Below are 19399 nucleotides of genomic sequence, written 5' to 3'. Positions count from 1 at the left end.
CGTGGGTGCGGCCGGTTCAGACCTCGCCCAGGTAGGCGCGGCGCATGGCCTCGTTGTGCAGGAGCTCCTGCGCGGGGCCTTCCAGCACCACCTCGCCGGTCTGCAGCACGTAGCCGCGGTCGGCGATCGAGAGGGCGATGTTGGCGTTCTGCTCGACGACGAAGACGGTGATGCCGCGTTCGTTGACGGTCTTGATGATCTTGAAGATCGTCTCCACCAGCTTGGGCGCGAGGCCCATCGACGGCTCGTCCATCAGGATGAGCTTGGGGCGGCTCATGAGGGCGCGGCCCATCGCCAGCATCTGCTGTTCCCCGCCTGACATCGTGCCCGCCATCTGGCCGAGGCGTTCCTCCAGCCGCGGGAAGAGCGAAAAGACGTATTCCAGGTCCTCCTTGATCCCCTTGGCGTCGTTGCGCAGGTACGCTCCCATCTCCAGGTTTTCGCGGACCGTCATCTTGGGGAAGACGCGGCGGTTTTCGGGCACCACGGCCATCCCTTTCTCGATGCGGTACGAGGTGGGCCTGGGATCGATGCGCTCGCCGCGGAAGTAGACCTCGCCCTCGCCCACCTGCACCAGCCCGAGGATGGTCTTGAGGGTCGTGCTCTTGCCCGAGGCGTTGCCGCCGAGCAGGCAGACCATCTCCCCGGGGTAGAGGACCATGTTGACCTGGTTCAAGGCGCGGATGGGGCCGTAGTAGGCGCTGACGTTCTTGAGTTCGAGAAGAGGTTCCGGCATCACTCCTCCCTCCGGCCCAGGTAGGCCTCAATCACCTTGGGGTCGTTCACCACGTCCTTGTAGTCGCCCTCCGCGATCTTTTCGCCGTAGTCGAGCACCACGACCCGGTCGGAGATCTCGCCCACCAGGTTCATCTTGTGTTCCACCAGCACGATGGTGTAGCCCCCCTCGTCACGGAAGCGGCGGATGATCTGGGTGATCTCCTTGGTCTCCTTGGGGTTCATACCGGCGCTGGGCTCGTCGAGGAGGAGCAGCTTCGCGCCCGTCGCCATGGCGCGCGCCATCTCGGTGCGGCGGCGGTTGGCGTAGGAGAGGACGTAGACCGGCTGGTGCAGGCGGAAGCTCATCAGGCGGGGCCCGAAGAACGAGAGCTTCTCGAGCGCCGTCTTGCGCATCTCCTCCTCTTCCTTCAGGTAGGCGGGGGTGCGCAGGACGGCGGCCAGCCAGCCCGACTTGAGGCGGTGGTGCTGCGGGATCAGCACGTTTTCCAGCACGGTCAGGTGGGTGAACAGCCGCAGGTTCTGGAAGGTGCGGGCGATGCCCTTGCGCGTCACCTTGTCCGGGGTCAGCCCGTTGATCCGCTCCCCTTCGAAGATGATGTCGCCGCGGTCGGGTTTGTACACCCCGGTGATCAGGTTGAAGAGGGTGGATTTGCCCGCGCCGTTGGGCCCGATGATGCTGACGATCTCGCCCTCGTTGACGGTCAGGCTGACGTTGCTGATGGCCTGGAGGCCGCCGAAGGCCTTGTAGAGGTTGCGCAGCTCAAGCAGAGGCATCGTCGTCCTCCTTCTTGGCGGCGTCGGGGTTCAGGTCGGGGTTGGAGAGCCAGGCGTCCTGCTTGCGTTGCTCTTCTGTGGGGACGTCCTCGCGGGGGCCGAAAATGAGCTTCCAGGAGAACTCGGCGCGGCCCATGATGCCCTCGCGGCGGTAGATCATGATCAGGATCAGAATGACCGCCAGCAGGATTTTGCGCAGCCCGAAGAACTGCACGGTCTGCGTCATCCAGGATTCGTTGCGGAAGAATACGGTGACGAGCAGCAGGGCCACCCCCAAGGCGCCGAAGATCAGATGCTTGGTTTCGACGACAGGCCGCAGGCGGCGCGCCTTGCGGATGTACGCCGAGAAGGCGAAGGCGCTCAGCATCACCACTGCGCCGCCCAGGTAGCCGATGTAGGCAGGGTAGGGTTTTTCCAGGAAGCCGCCGTAGATGCGCACGAGCACCACGATGGCCGTTCCCAGCACCGCGCCGGTGATCGATCCCAGACCGCCCAGGCTGATGGCGACGAGCAGGAAGAAGGTGACGAAGAAGTTGAAGGTCTGAGTGTCCACCGACTGCAGGTAGCTGGCGTAGAGCCCGCCGGCCACCCCCGCGAAGAAAGCGCTGATGGTGAAGGCCAGCACCTTGTGGTAGGCCAGGTTGACGCCCATGGCCTCGGCGGCGATCTCGTCCTCGCGGATGCCCTCGAAGGCACGTCCGTACGAGGAGAACTTCAGCCGGCTGAGGAACCAGAGCACGAAGAGGAAGGCGAAGAAGGTCCACCAGACCGTGCCGGCGTCGCCGGGGATGCCCTTGATGCCGAGGGGGCCGTTGGTGAGAGCGGCGACCTCGGGGGCGTTGGGCAGCAGGCGGATGATCTCGCCGAAGCCGAAGGTGACGATAGCCAGGTAGTCGCCCTTGAGCCTGAGCGAGGGCGCACCGACGATGACGCCCACCACCGCCGCGGCGAGCCCCGCGATGAAGAGGGCGACGACGTACTTGAGGTCGATCGAGTTGGCGATGAAGTCGAGGCCGGCGCCGCGCAGCCACTTGTCGAGGTCCAGGTGGTTGCGGGCCCAGTCGGAGAGCAGGCGGGTGCGGAACGGCGCGCGCTCTTTCTCGGGAAGCATCAGCAGGGCGGTGACGTACCCCCCGATGAGCATGAAGCCGTGGTGACCGAGGGAGAGGATGCCGAGCTGCCCGTTGATCAGGTTGAGGCTGACGGCGGCGATGCCCCAGATGAAGATGAGGGTGAGGGCGGAGAGGAGGCCGCTGCTGCCTTCGGCCTGGGTCAGCAGGAAGAGGCCCAGGATCGCCAGCCCGACGGTGGCAAGGGTGAGCAGAGTGTTGCGCATCATACCTTCTCCGTGAGGTCTTCCCCGACCAGCCCGGAGGGGCGGAAGAGGAGGATCAGGATGAGGAGCACGAAGGCGAAGACGTCCTTATAGGCCGAAAGCGTGGGGAACAGGCTCACCACATAGATTTCAATAAAGCCGAGCAGCAGACCGCCGAGCACGGCGCCGGGAAGGCTCCCGATGCCGCCGATGACCGCGGCGGTGAAGGCCTTGATGCCCGGGATCAGGCCCATCAGCGGGTGGATCTGCCCGAAGCGGATGGCGTACATGACGCCCGCGGCCGCCGCCAGGATCGAGCCGATGAAGAAGGTCAGGGCGATGACCTGGTTGACGTTGACCCCCATCATCTGGGCCACCTCGGCGTCCTGGGCGGTGGCGCGCATGGCCTTGCCCAGCTTGGTGCGGGAGACGAAGAGGTTCAGCACGAAGAGCAGCACCGCGGTGACGGTGGGGACGACGATGAGGATGCCCGTGTAGTAGACGGTCTCCTCGCCGATGGTGAAGTTGAGCGGGCGGTTGAGGATGGTTTCGGCGTTGAACCCCTGCACGCGCGGGCCGAAGAGCAGCTGGCCCATGTTCTGCAGGAAGAAGCTGGCTGCGATCGCGGTGATCAGCATGCTCTCGCGGGGGGCGCCGCGGAGCGGGCGGTAGGCCACCGCTTCGAGCAGCACCCCGGCCACGCCGGTGGCGAGCATGCTCAGGAGCAGCGCCTCGATCCAGCCCATGTTCCTGAAGGCCAGCAGGAAGAAGGTTCCGGCAAAGATCAGCAGCGCCAGGGCCGCCGTTCGTTTAGGTTCTTCGAGATTAAAAAGGCTGCGCAAGACGAGCAAAACGGTGCCGCCAAGCAGGACGGTGATGAGCAGGGCCAGGCCCCAGTGCATGGGGGTCAGGGTCATCGCGTAGAAGGCGAAGTACGACCCCAGCATGAAGATCTCGCCGTGGGCAAAGTTGATCAGGCGGATGATGCCGTAGACCATGGTGTAGCCCAGGGCGATGAGCGCGTACAGGCTTCCCAGCGTAAGCGCGTTGAGGAAGTCCTGCACGATGCGCGCAAAGGTGTAATCGCCCAGCATGGCGATGCGCCATCCGATGAGGACGACGAGCAGCAGGCCTGCCAGCAGGGTGAACAACGTTGAACGCGAGGCGAGTTTGGATGCGGTCACAGGGTTCCTCCGAAGTTCCGGCGTTAACTGGGGCGAGCCGCGCAGGCCCGCCCCAGGTCCGGAATGCGACGAGCGACTACTGCACTTCGGCGGTCGACTTACCGAAGAGCTCGATCTTCTTCCAGTCGCTGGCGCTCTTCACCTCGTACTTGTAGAAGCCGATGGTGCGGTCCTTCGGGGTGCCGTCGGTGCCCTTGTAGGTGATGTCGCCGGAGACGCCGGGGTAGTGCTCCATGTTGGCGAGGGCGTCGCGCACGGCCTTGACGTCGGTGGTGCCGGCGGCCTTGATGGCGGCGACGAGGACGTTGTAGCTGTCCGCACCGGCGAGCACGAAGCCGTTGAAGTCACCGGGCTTGGCGTTCTTGATGACCTCGAAGTACTTCTGCTTGAAGGCTTCGGCGCGCTTCTTGGCGGCGGGGTCGGCGATCAGGTTGGGCGTGGCGAAGCCGGTGAAGATGTAGCCGTCGAACGCCGCGCCGGCGCCTTCGGGGCACTGCGGGTCGTCGGAGGCGTCGGCGCCGATGACCTGCTGGGTGAAGCCCTGCTCGCGGAGCTGCTTCATGAAGGGCGCGCCCTCGGCGCAGAAGCCCGAGTAGTAGATGGCGTCGGGCTTGAAGCTGCGGATGTTGTTGAGCTGGGCGGTGAAGTCGACGGTGTTGGCCACGAAGTCCTGCACCAGGGTCTTGGCGCCCAGCTTCTTGGCAGTCTCGTCGAAGAAGCCGGCCAGACCGTAGGAGTGGTCGTCGTCGATCTGACGGAAGACCGCGACCTTCTTGGCGCCGAGGTCCTTGACCACGTAGGCGGCGGCGAGCTTGCCCTGGAAGTCGTCGGTGTAGGCCATGCGGAAGATGAAGTCACCGATCTGGGTGGTCTGCGGGTTGGTGGAGGAGGTGGAGATCATGATGATGCCCGCGTCCTGCAGAACCTCCGCGGCGGGGATCGACATCGAGCTGGAGATCGCGCCCAGGACGCCGATCACGCCTTCGTTGACGAAGCGCTGCGCACAGGCGATCGAGCCCTCACGGGTGGTCTCGTTGTCGCAGATGACGAGCTCGACCTTCTGCCCCAGCACCTCGGGGGTCTGCAGGTTGGCCACCTTGATCCCGTTCAGGGTCTGGTTGCCGATGGCGGCGAAGCGGCCCGAGAGCTCGAGGTTGATCCCGATCTTGACCTGGGCCAGGCCGAGGCTGCCGGCGATAAGCAGTAACGCGGCTACTAAAAGGCTTTTCCTCATATACGTCCTCCCTTTCCTGCGTGTCCAATCGTCTTGCGCGAGCGTTGGTGTTTTATACTCGCACCCGTATTTTATATGCAAATCGCGCGCGGGTGTCAACTTGCCGCGTGCAGAAAAAACCGCGAGCGGACGCAGCGACCGGGAAAGTTTTAACGGGAAGTTGACCGGCGAAACCGCTGAATGTTCAAGCAATCGTGGCGGTGCGTAGCGAAAAACGCGCACGCAGGGCGCGTTAACGGCCAATCCCCCGCAGGGTTAACCCTGCGGGGGATTTTCAAGGGCGGATCTGCGGTTCAGTACTCGCTCAGGTAGCGGTCCAGCTCCCAGTCGTGGACCGTGATGCGGTAGTCCTCCCACTCCAGCCGCTTGGCCTGGATGAAGTGGTGGTAGATGTGCTCGCCGAGCGCCTCCTTGATCACCTCGTCCTTTTCCAGGGCCACGATGGCCTCGCGAAGGGTCCCGGGCAGCTCCTTGATCTTGTGGCGGCGGCGTTCGCGTACCGTCATCGAGAAGATGTTGCGCTGGATCGAGGGTGGCGGCAGCAGGTCCTTCTCGATGCCGTCGAGACCGGCCGCGAGCATTACGGCGAGCGCCAGGTAGGGGTTGGTGCTGGGGTCGGGCATGCGCAGCTCGGCCCGCGTGCCTACGCCGCGCCGCGCGGGGATGCGGATCATGGCGCTGCGGTTCGAGGCGGACCAGGCGATGTTGGTGGGTGCCTCGTAGCCGGGCGTGAGCCGCTTGTAGGAGTTGACCAGCGGGTTGGTGATGGCCACCATCCCCGGGGCGTGCGCCAGCAGGCCGGCGATGAAGTTCAGCGCGGTGCGCGAGAGCTGGTACTCGGCCTTGGGGTCGTAGAAGGCGTTCTCGCCGTTCTTGAAGATCGAGAGGTGGGTGTGCATCCCCGAGCCGTTGATGCCGGCGATCGGCTTGGGCATGAAGGTGGCGTGCAGTCCGTGCAGGAGCGCGACCCGCTTGACCACGAACTTGAAGGTGGCGATGTTGTCGGCCGTTTCGAGCGCGTCGGCGTACTTGAAGTCGATCTCGTGCTGGCCCGGGGCGACCTCGTGGTGGGCGGCTTCGATCTCGAATCCCATGTCCACCAGGACGTTGACCATGTCGCGCCGCGCCTCTTCGCCCTTGTCGATCGGGGCGAGGTCGAAGTAGCCTGCCTGGTCGTGGGTCTCGATCGTGGGCAGCCCTTCCTCGTCGCGCAGGAAGAGGAAGAACTCGGGCTCGGGGCCGGCCGACATGCTGTCGAAGCCCAGCTGTTTGAGCCGCTCGATCTGGCGCTTGAGGACACCGCGGGGATCGCCCTCGAACGGGGTGCCGTCGGGGTAGGTGACGTCGCAGATCAGCCGGGCGACGCGGCCGCGGCTGGCGTCCTCGATCTCGTCCGGAAAGATGACGAAGGTGTTGTAGTCGGGCTTGAGGAGCATGTCCGACTCCTCGATGCGGGTGAACCCCTCGATCGAGGAACCGTCGAACATCATCTCGCCGTCCAGGGCCTTTTCAAACTGCGACGCCGGCACCTCGACGTTCTTGTTCTTGCCCAGAATGTCGGTGAACTGGAGCCGCAGGAACCGAACGTCGTGTTCGGCCATCGCTTGGAGGATATCCTTCTTCGTCCGTCCCATACGGCAACATTATAAACACAAGAAGCACGGATGGGGAAGAGGTGCGAACCTTACAATTGTCCGGCTATACAGGGTAGATTGCAAGGATGCAACGGGAAAAGACGCATGTTGTATTCGCAAATGCTGCGCAGAGGCAAGAAAAGACGGTACAGCATGAAATATGAAGATGGCATATATAATGAATAAAAATAAACCCTGGTATGCAGGAACGAGGGCGGCCCAAAGGCCGCCCTCGCAGGGTGCTTCGCCGGGGTTACTTGACCGTCTTGATGCGGCCTTCCACCTTGGGAGCGACGGGCGAGTGGGCCTGGATGTAGTTCATGACGACGTTGGCGAGCAGCAGGCCGGAGCGCTCGTCGACGACGCGCGGGGCGTCCTTGAACATGCTGTAGCCGTCGCCGCCGCGGCCCATGTAGTCGTTGATGGCGACCACGTAGGTCTTGTTCGGGTCGAGCGGCTGGCCGTTCACGAAGACTTCCTTGACCCGCTGGCCGGGTTCGGCGCCGGGGTCGTAGGTGAAGGTGATGCCGGAAACCTGCGGGAAGCGGCCCTTGACGCGTTCGACCTGGCTGACGCCGTTCTCGAGCGCCGCCTTGAGGTCGGCGCCGCTGACCTTGACGCTGATCACCACGTTGCCGAAGGGCAGGATGGCGAGGATGTCCTTGCGGGTCAGCGGACCGGGGCCGTAGATGCTGTCGGTGCGGATGCCGCCGCCGTTGGCGATGGCCGCGTCGGCCTGGGCGTAGTCGCGCATGGCGTCGGCGATCAGGTTGCCGATGTTCGACTCCATGGTGCGCACGGTCTTGCGGCGGGCGTCGAGCGGCACCTTGGTTTCGCCGATGGTGACGTTGAGCTTCTCGTCGAGAACCTTCACGTAGGCGTCCACGACCTTGGCCATCGCGGGATCCTCGGGGATCTTGTTCGTGACCGGGATGACCTCGAGGAAGACGACGGGCTTGAGGCCGGGGATGTTGTAGACCTTGAGGTAGCCGACGTCGCGCCAGTCGGACTTGGCCTTGAAGATCAGGGTGCCGTTCACGACCTTGAACATGCCGCCGTGGTCGTGACCGCCGAGGATGAGGTCGATCTCGGGCACCTTGGCCGCCAGCTCTTCGTCGTGGACCATGTCCATGTGGGTGAGGGCGACGACGACGTCGGCGCCTTCGGCCTTGAGCTTGCGGGCGAGGTCGCGCCCGACGGTGACGAAGTCGAGGTACTGGGCGTTGTCGCCGGGGCTGGTGAGCTCGAGCCAGTCGTCGATCAGGCCGATGAAGCCGACCTTGACGCCGTTCACCTCGGTGATCGCGAAGCGGACGCCGCCGGCCAGCGGCTCACCCGTGCGCTTGTCGAGCAGGTTCGAGCTGAGCCAGGGGAAGTTGGACTCCTTCACGCGCTGCTCGGCGACCGCGGGCCCGAAGTCGAACTCGTGGTTGCCGTAGACGGCGAAGTCGAAGCCCAGCTTGTTGAAGACGTCGACCATCTGCTTGCCCTTGAGCAGGCTCGACATGATCGAGGGGCTGAAGGCGTCGCCCCCGAACGTGACGATCAGGCTGCCGTCGTCCAGCTGCTTGATCAGGGTGGCCACCCGGGCGGCGCCGCCTAACTTGCCCCGTTTGACGGGCTGGATCTCGTAGACGTCGTTCGAGTGGAAGAGCGTGAAATCGGGTTTCGCGGCGAAAGCCAGACCCATGGCCAGCGCCGCGAGCAACAGTATTCCTTTGCGCAACAGCTTCATAGCATCACCTCCACCGTTGATTCTATCCTCAAACCGCCCGCGACACGCCAGGGTGGCGGATCAGTCGTCGAGGCTCGAGCGCGCCACCGAGGGGCGGCCTTCGGGCGGGTGGTCGGAGGAGTGCCCGGGATCGACGCGCAGGCGCGGGTGGGCGAAGGCGGCGGCGTGGTTGGCGGCGGTGGCCGCTTCCCCGAAGCCGACGGCGATCAGCCGGATCTTGCCCGGGTAGGTGGTGATGTCCCCGGCGGCGAAGACCCCGGGGATGTTCGTCTCCATGCGGGTGTCGACCTTGATGCGGTTCTTCTCGAGCTCGAGTCCCCAGTTCGCGATCGGGCCCAGCTTGGAAACGTAGCCCGTGAGGACGAGGACCGCGTCCACGTCGAGGTTGCGCGTCGCGCCGGTCTTCTTGTCGACGATGACCGCCTCGCGCACCCGCTCCTCGCCCAGCACCGCCTTCAGCTCGTAGGGGGTCAGGATCGTGAGCTCGCCCGCCTCGGCCGCGGCGATCAGGCGGTTGACCGTGGCGCCGTGGGCGCGGAAGGTCTCGCGCCGGTGGATCAGGGTGACCTGCGCCGCCAGGTCCTTAAGCGTCAGCGCCCAGTCCACGGCGGAGTCGCCCCCGCCGATGATGAGCAGCCGCTGGCCTTCGTAGGCGCGGGCGTCGCGGACCGCGTACTCGAGCCCCTTGTGCTCGAGCCGCGCCACCCCTTCGGCCTCGATGCGCCGCGGCTCGAACGCCCCCACCCCCGCGGTGATGATCACCGCGCGGCTCAGGTAGGTGCGGCCGCTCGAGGTGGTCACCGCGAACCCACCCTCGTCCAACGGCTCGAGCCGTTCGGCGCGTTCCTCCAGGGTGTAGATGGGGTCGAAGGGCCTGACCTGTTCGACGAGGTTGCGCACCAGCTCCTTGGCGCGGATCTTGGGGAAGCCGGCGATGTCGTAGATGAACTTGTCGGGGTAGAGCGCCGAGAGCTGCCCGCCGACCTCGGCCATCGGATCGATGATGCGGGTGGTGAGGTCGCGCATCCCCACATAGAAGGCCGCGAACAGCCCGCTCGGTCCCGCTCCGATGATGATGACGTCGGTCTTGGGCACCGCACCTCCCGCGCTTCAGCCGTTCTGGCGCGCCAGCTCGCCGAGCGCCTCGATGTCGAGCAGCATCACCCGGCCGTAACCGGACTTGATGAGGCCCTCGCGCACCAGCTCGCCGACCACCTTGGTGACGGTCTCGCGCACCGAGCCCACGGCCGAGGCGATCTCGTCGTGGGTGACGTGGATCATCACCCGCCCCTTGTTGTCGTGGACGGCCAGCGGCGTGTCCATGAACTCGAGCAGCGCCGCTGCGATCCGGTTCTTCAGCCGCTGGGAAACCAGCCGCTGGATGGCGTCGTAGGTCTGCCCCAGCGCCAGGGCGAGCCGGACCGCCAGGTTCAGGGTCTCCTGGGGATCCATGCGCTCGGGATGGATCTGGGCAATGCGGGTGTCCGCCGCCGCCTCCGCGTGGTAGCGCCGTTCGCCGCCCGAGAGCGCCTCCTCGCCGAAGTACTCGCCGGGACGCACGAAGCGCAGGGTCAGGGCGTTGCCGTCGTCGTCGACGCTCTGGATGCGGACCAGGCCGGACTCGACGCGGTAGATGCGGTCCCGCGGGCCGGGGCTGCCGGGATAGAGGATGATCTCCCCGGCGCGGAACGCCAGCGTGTCGATGATGCTGCCTTGCGTCACATTTCCCTCCCCCTTCAGGGTAGCACGCGGGCTCGACTAAGTAAATAAAGATATTAATTTATTTAACGTTTTCTTTCACCCAGGACAAATAGCGATCCAGGCCACTTTCTACCGCGAAGGCGAGCAGCTCCGGCACGCTGTAGGGGTGCAGCTCCCGCACGCGCGCCTCCAGCTCGGGCAGCGCGGCGGTCGTCGTCTTGACGAGGAGGAGCAGCTCCGCGTCCTCGTGAACCTCGCCCTCCCAGCGGTAGACCGAGGTCAGGCCGCCGACGACGTTCACGCAGGCGGCCAGACGCTCCTCGACCAGGCTGCGCGCGAGTTTCCGCGCCGTGGCCTCGTCGGGCACCGTGATCAGGACCAGACGCACCATGGCCACAGTCTAGCGCGCCCGCCGGACGGGCGGGCGCGCTAAAGACAGGGCCGGGTTCAGTCGTGAGGTTTGATGACGAAGGCCGAGGCGATCTCGTCGCCGGAGGCCAGGTTCATCACCTTGACACCGCTGGTGGGGCGCGAGTACTGCGAGATCGTGCGCACCCGGGTGCGGATGGCCAGCCCCCCGCGCGAGAGCACCAGCAGATCCTCGTCGCCGTCCACGGCCAGCAGCGCGGCGAGGTGCCCCACCTTCTCGTTGAGCTTGAAGGTGATCACCCCCTGGCCGCCGCGGCCCTGGAGCGGGTACTCCTCGAGCGGCGTGCGCTTGCCGTAGCCGTGGCTGCTGATGGCCAGCAGGTCGCCCTCCCAGTCCTTGGGGACGACGATCAGCGAGACCACCTCGTCGCCCTCTTTGAGCCGGATGCCGCGCACCCCCTGGCTGGCGCGGCCGGTGGCGCGCACCTCGTCGAGGGGGAAGCGGATGGCCTTGCCGCCGCGGGTGGCCATCACCACCTCCGCGCCGCTGCCGGCGATACGGACGTCCACCAGATCGTCGCCCTCGATCAGGTTGATGGCGATGAGGCCCGAGGCGTTGAGGTTCTGGTAGTCGCGGATCGCCGTCTTCTTGACCACCCCCTTGCGGGTGGCGAAGACGAAGTAGCCGGGGTCGGTGAGGCTGCGCAGCGAAAGCAGCGCCTTGATCTCCTCGCCCTCCTCGAGCGGCAGGAAGCTCTTTACGTGAGTGCCGCGGGCGGTGCGCTGGGCCTCGGGCAGCTCGAAGACCTTTTCGCGGTAGACGCGGCCGCGGTTGGTGAAGAAGAGCAGGTCGTCGTGCATCTGCGCCACGAAGACGCGGGTGGCCTCGTCCTCGTCCTTGGTGCGGCCCGCCTTGGCCCCCATGCCGCCGCGGCCCTGGGCGCGGTAGTCCTCGAGCGGGGTGCGCTTGAGGAAGCCCGCGGCCGTCATGGTGATGACCATCGGTTCGTCCTCGATCAGGTCCTCGGGGTTGAAGCCCTCGGCGAACTCGGTGATCAGGGTGCGCCGCTCGTCGGCGAACTTTTCCCGGATCGCGAGAAGCTCGTCCTTGACGACGCCCCACAACCGGGTCTCGTCGGCCAGGATGGCCCGCAGGTAGGCGATCGTCTCCTGCAGCTCGCGGTACTCGGCCTGCAGCTTCTCGCGCTCGAGCCCGGTGAGGCGCTGCAGCCGCATGTCGAGGATGGCCTGGGCCTGCACTTCGCTGAGCGCGAACCGCTCCATCAGCCCCGCCTTGGCCTCGGCACCGTCGCGCGAGGCGCGGATCAGGGCGATGACCTCGTCGAGGTGGTCGAGGGCGATGAGCAGGCCCTCCAGCACGTGGGCGCGGTCCTCGGCCTTCTTGAGGTCGAAGCGGGTGCGGCGCACCACCACCTCGCGCCGGTGGTCGAGGTAGGCGCGCATCATCGCCAGCAGCGGCAGCACCCGCGGCTCGCCGTTCACGATCGCGAGCATGTTGATCGTGAAGCTGGTCTGCAGGTTGGTCTGCTTGAAGAGCTGGTTGAGCACCACGTCGGGGTTGGCGCCGCGCTTGAGCTCGATGACGATGCGCATGCCCTGGCGGTCCGACTCGTCGCGCAGGCCGGAGATGTCCTCCAGCTTCTTGGCGCGCACCAGGCTGGCGATCTGGCTGATCAGGCTGGCCTTGTTGACCTGGTAGGGGATCTCGGTGACGACGAGCATCCTGCGCCCGCCGCGTTCTTCGGTGCGCACCCGCGCGCGCAGCCGCAGCGAGCCCTTGCCGGTCTCGTAGGCCCGCTTGAGGCCCACGCGGTTGAGGCGGCCGCCGGTGGGGAAGTCGGGGCCGGGCAGGTGCTGCATCACGCCGTCGAGGGTGATCTCGGGGTCGTCGATCATCGCCGCCAGGGCGTTGATCAGCTCGCCCAGGTTGTGGGGCGGAATGCTGGTGGCCATGCCCACGGCGATCCCCGTCGAGCCGTTGGCGAGCAGGTTGGGGAAGCCGGCGGGCAGAACCGTGGGCTCCTCGGCGGTGCCGTCGAAGTTCTCGACGAAGTCGACGGTGTCCTTGTCGATGTCGCGCAATAGCTCGAGCGCGATCGGGGAAAGCCGCGCCTCGGTGTAGCGGTAGGCGGCCGCGGGGTCGCCGTCGACCGAGCCGAAGTTGCCCTGGCCGTCGATGAGCGGGTAGCGCAGGTTCCACTCCTGCGCCAGCCGCACCATGGCGTCGTAGACCGCCTGGTCGCCGTGGGGGTGGTACTTCTTGATGACCTCGCCCACGACCCCGGCGCTCTTGGAGTGCTTGCGTCCGGGCAGCAGCCCCTCCTGGTACATGGCGAAGAGGATGCGCCGCTGCACCGGTTTGAGGCCGTCGCGAACGTCGGGCAGCGCCCGGTTCACGATGACCGACATGGCGTAGTTGATGAAGCTCTGCTTGACTTCTTCGGTGATTTCTACGGGCAGTACCTGCGACATGCTCCTCCTTACGGGTGGGTTTCAAGAAGAGGGCTGCACCCCGTGGCGCAGCCGCTCGGAATCAGGCCTTCGCTCACCTATTCATTATAACAAACCGAAGGGATGGCTTCACGTACGGTTTTTCGCGAGCTCGAGCAGCTTCTCCGCCACCTCCGCATCCACCGGCATCACGCTCAGGCGGAAGCCGCGCTTCAGCAGCGGCAGCTCGGTCTCGTTGAAGCGCTCGCGCAGCTCGGCGAGGGGGACCAGCCGCGGGAATTTCTCCACGAACTCCACCTCGACCGTCTGCCAGCGGGGGTTCTCGGGGGTACTCTTGGGGTCGAAGTAGCAGCTTTCGGGGTCGAACTGGGTGGGGTCGACGACGCCGCTCTTCACGATGCGCATCAAACCCGCGACGCCCGGGGGCTTGGCGTTGGAGTGGTAGAAGAAGGCCAGGTCGCCGGGTCGCATTTCCCGCAGGTAGTTGCGCGCCTGGTAGTTGCGCACGCCGTCCCAGATCTCGCGCCCGTCGCGCTCAAGGTCGTCGATCGAATAGGCCTCGGGCTCGGATTTCATCAGCCAGTAGCGCATGGCCCGAGTATACCGGCCGCGGTAGACTGACGGTATGCCGCAGCTAGGGCGACTCGTCTCCGACCTGGGTCCCGACAAGGTCCTGCTCGACCGGCCCGACCGGGTGCTCTACCGTTACGACGCCATCGCCGAGGGCGAGGTCCCCCTCGCGGTGGTGCTGCCGCAGACGACCGAGGACGTGGCCCGGGTGGTGCGCTGGGCGCGCGAGCAGGGGGTGCCGCTCTTTCCCCGCGGGGCCGCCAGCGGTCTTTCCGGGGGTGCGGTGCCGACGGAGCCCGGGGTGGTGGTGGCCTTCACGCGGATGCGGCGGCTGCGCATCGACCCCGCCCGCCGCCTCGCCGAGGTCGAGCCGGGCGTGGTCACCCACGAGATCAGCGCCGCCGCCCGGCCCCACGGCCTCTACTACCCGCCCGACCCCGCCAGCTACAAGCAGAGCACGATCGGCGGCAACCTCGCCGAGAACGCCGGCGGCCCCCAGTGCTTCAAGAAGGGGGTGACCGGCGACTACGTAAGCGGGCTGGAGTGGGTGGACGCCGAGGGCGAGGTCCACCGTTCCGGGCGCGAGGCCTACGACGTCGTAGGAGCGCTCGTCGGCTCCGAGGGCACCCTGGCGATGATCACCCGCGCCTGGCTGCGCCTCGAGCCCCGGCCCCGCCACACCCGCACCCTGATGGCCCACTTCCCCGAGGTGGGCGCCGCGGCCGAGGCGGTCAGCCGCGCCATCGCCGACGGCGTGGTGGCCGCGAAGCTCGAGTTCATGGACGCGGCCTGCATCCGCGCGGTGGAGGACGCCTTCCAGCTGGGGCTGCCCACGGAGGCGGCGGCGCTGCTGCTCGTCGACACCGACGGCGACGACCTCGAGGTGGTCGAGGAGGAGCTCGAGCGGGTGGCCGAGGCCTGCCGCGCCGCCGGCGGCGCGGTGCACCGCGCCGCGGACGCCGCCGAGGCCGAACGCCTGTGGCAGGCGCGGCGGGCGGTCAGCCCGGCGCTGGGGCGCATCCACCCCCACCGCATGAACGAGGACATCGTGGTGCCGCGCAGCCGGCTGCCCGAGGTGGTGCGGCGCATCCGCGAGCTGGGCGAGGCCTACGGGCTGCCGCTGGCGCAGTTCGGGCACATCGGCGACGGCAACCTCCACCCCAACATCCTCTTCGACCCCAAGACGACGCCGGAGGAGCGGGTGCACGAGCTGGCCCACGCGATCGCCAAGGTGGCGCTCGAGCACGGCGGGGTGCTCTCCGGCGAGCACGGGATCGGCCTCACCAAGCGGGCCTTCCTCGCCGAGGCCCTGGACCCGGCGACCCTCGCGGCGCTGCGCCGCCTGAAGCGCGCCTTCGACCCGGAGGGGCGCTTCAACCCGGGCAAGGTGCTTCCTTAAAGCCGGTTATACTTCGTTTTAGGGAGGAAGGCTTGAACCTGGAACGGCCCCACAACGACGAGGAGCTCCAGATCTGGCGCCTGTACGCGCCGCTGGAGACCCGTGCCGGGATCCTCTTCGTCGAGTGGCGCTGGGAGCCGCGGCGCTACCGCCTGGGCGGCGCCGAGGGGGTGGTCCTCAAGACCGCGGGCGTCGAGCGGCTCATCCAGGCGCTGGCGCGCAACGAGCCCTGGGCCCCCGGGCCCATCACCTGGAACCCCCCGGTGCTCCTCATCGGGGACCAGGCCTACCACCTGGGCAAGCGCGGCCACCTGATCCTGGCGCGGGTGCTCAACCAGATGCTGCGCGAGATCGAGCCCCTACCCTGACGCGCCCTCGAACAACGCGGCGATCATCTCCGCGTGGATGCGGCCGTTGCTGGCGACGATGTAGCGGTTACCCAGGGCGTAGGGTTCGCCGGCGAGCCCGGTGACGCGCCCCCCGGCCTCTTCCACGATCACGACCGCCGCCGCCACGTCCCAGGGCTTGAGCTTGACCTCCCAGAAGCCGTCGAGCCGGCCCGCGGCCACGTAGCAGAGGTCCAGCGCCGCCGCGCCCGGCCGGCGCACCGTGAGGCCGTGCTCGAGCGCCCGTTCGAAGTAGACCAGGTTCTCGCGGTCCCGGTTCACGTCGTAGGGGAAGCCGGTGGCGAGCAGGCTGCCGATGAGCCGGTCGGTGGCGCTGACGCGCAGGGGGCGGCCGTTGAGGAAGGCCCCGCGGCCGCGCACCGCCCAGAAGAGCTCGTCGCGGGTGCTGTCGAGCACCACCCCCAGCTCGAGCCGACCCCGCACCTCCAGCCCGATGGAGACGGCGAAGAAGGGGAAGCGGTGAGCGAAGTTGACCGTGCCGTCGAGCGGGTCCACGATCCAGCGGTACTCGGCCTCGTGGTCCTGCCCCCCCTCCTCGCCCAGGAAGGCGTGGTCGGGGTAGCGCTCGAGCAGGAAGGCCTTGACGGCCGCCTCGGCCTCGCGGTCGGCCTGGGTGACCAGGTCGGTGGGCCCGGTCTTGGTGTCCACGGCGAAGCCCTTTTCCTGGTAGTAGAGGTGGATGCCGCGGGCCAGGCGGGCGGCGGCGATGGCGCTAGCGAGCAGGTCGTCCATACGCCTACCTTAACGCCGCGCGCGCAGGAAGCGCGGCCGCTGGGCAAGGTCGGGCAGCACGGCCACCTCCGTAAAGCCCGCCCGCCGCGCCTCGCGGGCGAGCGCGTGCACGTTCGCGGGGTCCAGTTCGAGCAGCAGTCCGCCGCCCCCGGCGAGCGCCGCGTCGGCCTCCGCCAGCAGCGGGCGCGCCACCGCCAGGCCGTCGGCGCCGGCGTAGAGCGCCTCCTCGGCCTCCCAGGCCAGCTCGGGGGGCGCTTCGTCGCAGTAGGCCTCGGGCAGGTAGGGGGGGTTGCTCACGATCAGGTCCAGCCGCGCCAGCCCCGCGGTGAGCGGGGCGTGCAGGAAGGTCACCTCAAGCCCCAGCCGCCGGGCGTTGGCGCGCGCCAGCTCCAGGGCGCGGCCGCTGACCTCGCTGGCGTAGACCTCCAGCGCCGGCCGGGCCCGCTTCAGCGCCAGGGCGATCGCGCCGCTGCCGGTGCCGACGTCGAGCACCCGGGCCGGACGGTCTTCGGGAAGCTCCGCGAGCGCCAGCTCGACCAGGCGCTCGGTCTCGGGCCGGGGCACCAGCACCCCGGGCCGTACTTCCAGCTCGAGCCCGTAGAAGACGGCCGTGCCGAGGATCAGCTGCAGCGGTTCCCCCGCCGTCCGCCGCGCGAGGGCTGCCTCCAGGCGCCGCTGCTGCCCGGGTTCGAGCTCGAGCGGAGCGCCCCGCCAGAAACGCGCGCCGTGCTCTCCGGTCAGGTGCTCGAGCAGCTGCCGCGCCTCGGCCTCCGCCTGCCGCGAGGGAAAACCCGCCTTCTCGAGGCGGGTGCGGGCGTAGCGCAGGGCCTGGGCCCGGGTCATGCCTCGGTGGGGTGCTCCCCTTCGTCCGCGGCCGGCTCCTCGGCGGCCACCTCGTCGGTGCGCGGCAGCACCACGACGTGGCGCTCCTCCCCCTGCCCCACCGAGTGGGTGGTGACGTGAGGGTGGTCCTTGAGCGTCATGTGGATGATGCGGCGTTCCGCCGGCCGCATCGGCGGCAGCTCCAGCGGCTCCCCGGTCGCGGCCACTACGTCGGCGGCCTCGAGGGCGCGTTTGCGCGCCCGGTCCTCCTGGCGCTTGCGGTAGCCGGCGGCGTCGAGGTTGACCCGGTAGCTGGAGCCGAAGTGCTTGGCGACCACCGCGTTGGTGATCGTCTCCAGGGCCTTGAGGGTGCGCCCTTCGCGGCCGATGATGCGCCCGCCGTCGCCCCCGAGGATCTCCACGTGGATGCGCTCCCCCTCCTGCCGCAGGTCGAGGGAGTAGCTCGGGTCGAGGTAGAGGAGGAGGCCCACCAGAAAGTGCTCCACCACCTCGCTGGGGCTCTGGGGGGCGCTCGCCGTCGTCTCTTCGGCGCCCTTTTCCTCGAGCACCGGCGCGGGCGGGGCTTCTTCCTCGTGGATCCCCAGCCCGTTGAGCAGGTCGTCCAGATTCTTTTTCTCTTCCATGGCTCAGCTCCTGGCAGCCGTTGCGATCCCCAGCTGCTTGTTGATCATCCATTGTTGCACGAGCCCGATCAGGGTGGAGAAGACCCAGTACAGCGTCACCCCGGCGGGGAACTTGAGCACCAGGAAGATGAAGATCAGGTTCATCATGATGCCCTGGCGCATCGCGTCCTTGTTCCCGTGCGACATCAGCATGGTCTGGGCCAGCATGACCAGCACGTAGAGCGCGGGCAGGATGTAGAAGGGGTCGGGCAGCGAGAGGTCGGGAATCCAGAGGAAGCCCTGGTCGAACTCGTAGTTGGCGATGACGCGCCACATCATGAAGAGGATCGGCATCTGGATGAACATGGGCAGGCAGCCCGCGGCCGGGTTGATCTTGTGCTCCCGGTAGAGGTTCATCAGCGCCTCGTTCTTCTTCTCGGGATCGTCCTTGAACTTCTTGTTGATCTCGTCCATCAGCGGCTTGATCTTGTTCATCTCCGCCATGGACTTGAACTGCTGGTGCATCAGCGGCCACAGCAGCAGCCGCACGAAGACGGTGAGCAGCAGGATGGCCAGCCCCCAGTTGGTGGTGTACTTGTAGGCCAACTCCATCACGTAGAGGAGCCCCAGCGAGAGCTGCCCCCAGATGTTGGGCTTGAACAGCCCCGGCAGCTCGTAGAACCCCTCGACGTAGAGGCGCACCAGCTCGTTGAGGCCGCCGTAGACGCTCAGCTCCGTGGTACCCGCGGGAAGCGCGACCCGGACGGTGGCGGCGCCCCCGCCCAGCTCCAGCTGCGTTTCCAGCGGGTCCTTGCCGCGCAGCACGAAGGCGTAGCCCTTGTTCGCCTTGGTCTGCACCGCGGCGTAGAGCGCGGCCCCGGAGCCCGAGGGCACCGGCTGGTCGCTGCCGGCGAGCAGCAGCTTGGTGATGGGGTTGTCGCTGCGGTTGATCCCCGTCCAGATCAGCGTCGTGGGCCGGTCCAGCTCCACCTCGAGCTTCAGGGAGTACAGGCGGGGGTTGATCCGGTAGCGCATCACCGCGCCCGGCGCCCGGTACTCGGCCACCAGCTCGCCGGCGTCCTCGAAGAAGCGGGCGTTGTCGCCGTTGAAGCCGGAGCCCGCGGCCGCGCCCTCCGCGGGGGCGGCGTAACCGACGAGGGTGCCCGGCAGCGGCAGGCCCGGCTTGACCAGGTTCGGGGCCTTGGCGTAGTTGCCCTTGAAGTTCTGGCCCTTGATCTGCTTGACGTACCAGCCCACGATCTGGCCCCGGTCGTTGAAGGCGATGTCGGCGAGGTTGGTGATGGCCAGGTGTTCGGGCTGTCCGTCGCCGTTGACGTCGAGGGACTGCCACTCGGCGGTCAGGGCGAAGGCGGGGGAAAGCAGGACGACGAAGAGCAGGAGCAGGCGTTTCATGATTCCTCCGTTACGGGCGCGGACAGCTCGACGTCCAGGCGCAGGCGGGGCTTCTTGGGCGGCACCGGGTCGTACCCCCCGGGGTGCAGCGGGTGACAGCGCAGGATCCTCCGGGTGGCCAGGTAGCCGCCGTAGAGGACGCCGTGCGTCTCGAGCGCTTCGGCGGCGTAGTGCGAGCAGGTGGGGTAGAAGCGGCAGGTTCTGGGCTTGAACGGGGAGATCCAGCGTTGGTAAATACGAATGAGACCGATGAGGAGCCGTGACATCACGCTTGATT

At 67.3% G+C, this 19399-nt stretch carries 19 protein-coding genes; 2 read left to right on the top strand and 17 right to left on the bottom strand.

The window, feature by feature from the left end; translation table 11 throughout:
- Positions 1-16 precede the first annotated feature (16 nt).
- From HNQ05_RS04885 to HNQ05_RS04830, 12 genes are all read right to left on the bottom strand, one after another.
- Positions 17-736: an ABC transporter ATP-binding protein gene (locus HNQ05_RS04885; RefSeq protein WP_147146736.1), complete on the bottom strand. Its 720-nt coding sequence runs from the start codon at positions 734-736 to the stop codon at positions 17-19.
- On the bottom strand, positions 736-1512 hold the full coding sequence (locus tag HNQ05_RS04880; protein ID WP_147146739.1) for an ABC transporter ATP-binding protein: 777 nt from the start codon (positions 1510-1512) through the stop codon (positions 736-738). The genes HNQ05_RS04885 and HNQ05_RS04880 overlap by 1 nt, the downstream gene beginning before the upstream one ends.
- The gene (locus HNQ05_RS04875) at positions 1499-2848 is read right to left on the bottom strand and encodes a branched-chain amino acid ABC transporter permease (RefSeq protein ID WP_147146741.1); all 1350 of its coding nucleotides are present in this window, start codon (positions 2846-2848) and stop codon (positions 1499-1501) included. Before HNQ05_RS04875 ends, HNQ05_RS04880 begins: the two co-directional genes overlap by 14 nt.
- Entirely contained in the window at positions 2848-4011 is a 1164-nt protein-coding gene (locus HNQ05_RS04870) for a branched-chain amino acid ABC transporter permease (protein WP_013457510.1), read from the bottom strand. The genes HNQ05_RS04875 and HNQ05_RS04870 overlap by 1 nt, the downstream gene beginning before the upstream one ends.
- A gap of 76 nt (positions 4012-4087) precedes the next feature.
- On the bottom strand, positions 4088-5245 hold the full coding sequence (locus HNQ05_RS04865; protein ID WP_147146743.1) for an ABC transporter substrate-binding protein: 1158 nt from the start codon (positions 5243-5245) through the stop codon (positions 4088-4090).
- A gap of 293 nt (positions 5246-5538) precedes the next feature.
- Positions 5539-6879 carry a type I glutamate--ammonia ligase gene (gene glnA / locus HNQ05_RS04860; RefSeq protein ID WP_147146745.1) on the bottom strand — a complete coding sequence of 447 codons (1341 nt, stop codon included), beginning with the start codon at positions 6877-6879 and terminating at the stop codon, positions 5539-5541.
- A 253-nt stretch (positions 6880-7132) separates the two neighbouring features.
- Positions 7133-8614: a bifunctional metallophosphatase/5'-nucleotidase gene (locus HNQ05_RS04855; protein WP_147146747.1), complete on the bottom strand. Its 1482-nt coding sequence runs from the start codon at positions 8612-8614 to the stop codon at positions 7133-7135.
- Positions 8615-8674: 60 nt separating this feature from the next.
- Positions 8675-9709 (bottom strand): NAD(P)/FAD-dependent oxidoreductase, encoded by a 1035-nt coding sequence (locus tag HNQ05_RS04850; protein ID WP_147146749.1) that lies wholly within the window; start codon positions 9707-9709, stop codon positions 8675-8677.
- 15 nt (positions 9710-9724) lie between these two features.
- Positions 9725-10336 carry a helix-turn-helix domain-containing protein gene (locus HNQ05_RS04845; RefSeq protein ID WP_147146751.1) on the bottom strand — a complete coding sequence of 204 codons (612 nt, stop codon included), beginning with the start codon at positions 10334-10336 and terminating at the stop codon, positions 9725-9727.
- Positions 10337-10394: 58 nt separating this feature from the next.
- On the bottom strand, positions 10395-10706 hold the full coding sequence (cutA, locus tag HNQ05_RS04840) for a divalent-cation tolerance protein CutA (RefSeq protein ID WP_147146753.1): 312 nt from the start codon (positions 10704-10706) through the stop codon (positions 10395-10397).
- Positions 10707-10762: 56 nt separating this feature from the next.
- Complete coding sequence (gyrA, locus tag HNQ05_RS04835) at positions 10763-13177, bottom strand: DNA gyrase subunit A (protein WP_147146755.1); 2415 nt, start codon at positions 13175-13177, stop codon at positions 10763-10765.
- A 108-nt stretch (positions 13178-13285) separates the two neighbouring features.
- On the bottom strand, positions 13286-13747 hold the full coding sequence (locus tag HNQ05_RS04830) for an EVE domain-containing protein (protein ID WP_147146757.1): 462 nt from the start codon (positions 13745-13747) through the stop codon (positions 13286-13288).
- A gap of 34 nt (positions 13748-13781) precedes the next feature.
- On the opposite strand from HNQ05_RS04830, the gene HNQ05_RS04825 reads away from it, so the two are divergent.
- Complete coding sequence (locus HNQ05_RS04825; RefSeq protein WP_147146759.1) at positions 13782-15125, top strand: FAD-binding oxidoreductase; 1344 nt, start codon at positions 13782-13784, stop codon at positions 15123-15125.
- A gap of 32 nt (positions 15126-15157) precedes the next feature.
- Complete coding sequence (locus tag HNQ05_RS04820; RefSeq protein ID WP_147146761.1) at positions 15158-15493, top strand: hypothetical protein; 336 nt, start codon at positions 15158-15160, stop codon at positions 15491-15493.
- Here HNQ05_RS04820 and HNQ05_RS04815 read toward each other — a convergent pair.
- From HNQ05_RS04815 to yidD, 5 genes are read right to left on the bottom strand one after another with little or no spacing between them, the layout of a single operon-like run.
- A complete protein-coding gene (locus tag HNQ05_RS04815; RefSeq protein WP_147146763.1) occupies positions 15485-16264 on the bottom strand; it encodes an inositol monophosphatase family protein in 780 nt (259 codons plus the stop codon). The genes HNQ05_RS04820 and HNQ05_RS04815 overlap by 9 nt on opposite strands.
- A gap of 9 nt (positions 16265-16273) precedes the next feature.
- The gene (prmC, locus tag HNQ05_RS04810) at positions 16274-17107 is read right to left on the bottom strand and encodes a peptide chain release factor N(5)-glutamine methyltransferase (RefSeq protein WP_147146765.1); all 834 of its coding nucleotides are present in this window, start codon (positions 17105-17107) and stop codon (positions 16274-16276) included.
- The gene (locus tag HNQ05_RS04805) at positions 17104-17730 is read right to left on the bottom strand and encodes a Jag family protein (RefSeq protein ID WP_147146767.1); all 627 of its coding nucleotides are present in this window, start codon (positions 17728-17730) and stop codon (positions 17104-17106) included. Before HNQ05_RS04805 ends, prmC begins: the two co-directional genes overlap by 4 nt.
- A gap of 3 nt (positions 17731-17733) precedes the next feature.
- Positions 17734-19122: a YidC/Oxa1 family membrane protein insertase gene (locus HNQ05_RS04800; RefSeq protein ID WP_147146769.1), complete on the bottom strand. Its 1389-nt coding sequence runs from the start codon at positions 19120-19122 to the stop codon at positions 17734-17736.
- Complete coding sequence (gene yidD / locus HNQ05_RS04795; RefSeq protein WP_147146771.1) at positions 19119-19388, bottom strand: membrane protein insertion efficiency factor YidD; 270 nt, start codon at positions 19386-19388, stop codon at positions 19119-19121. Before yidD ends, HNQ05_RS04800 begins: the two co-directional genes overlap by 4 nt.
- Between the last annotated feature and the right edge of the window lie 11 nt (positions 19389-19399).

Origin of the sequence: Oceanithermus desulfurans (assembly GCF_014201675.1) — a bacterium.
In the GTDB taxonomy this organism is placed as follows: domain Bacteria; phylum Deinococcota; class Deinococci; order Deinococcales; family Marinithermaceae; genus Oceanithermus; species Oceanithermus desulfurans.
Note: the sequence above shows the minus strand (reverse complement) of the source record. Positions and strands in the feature narration are given on the sequence as shown.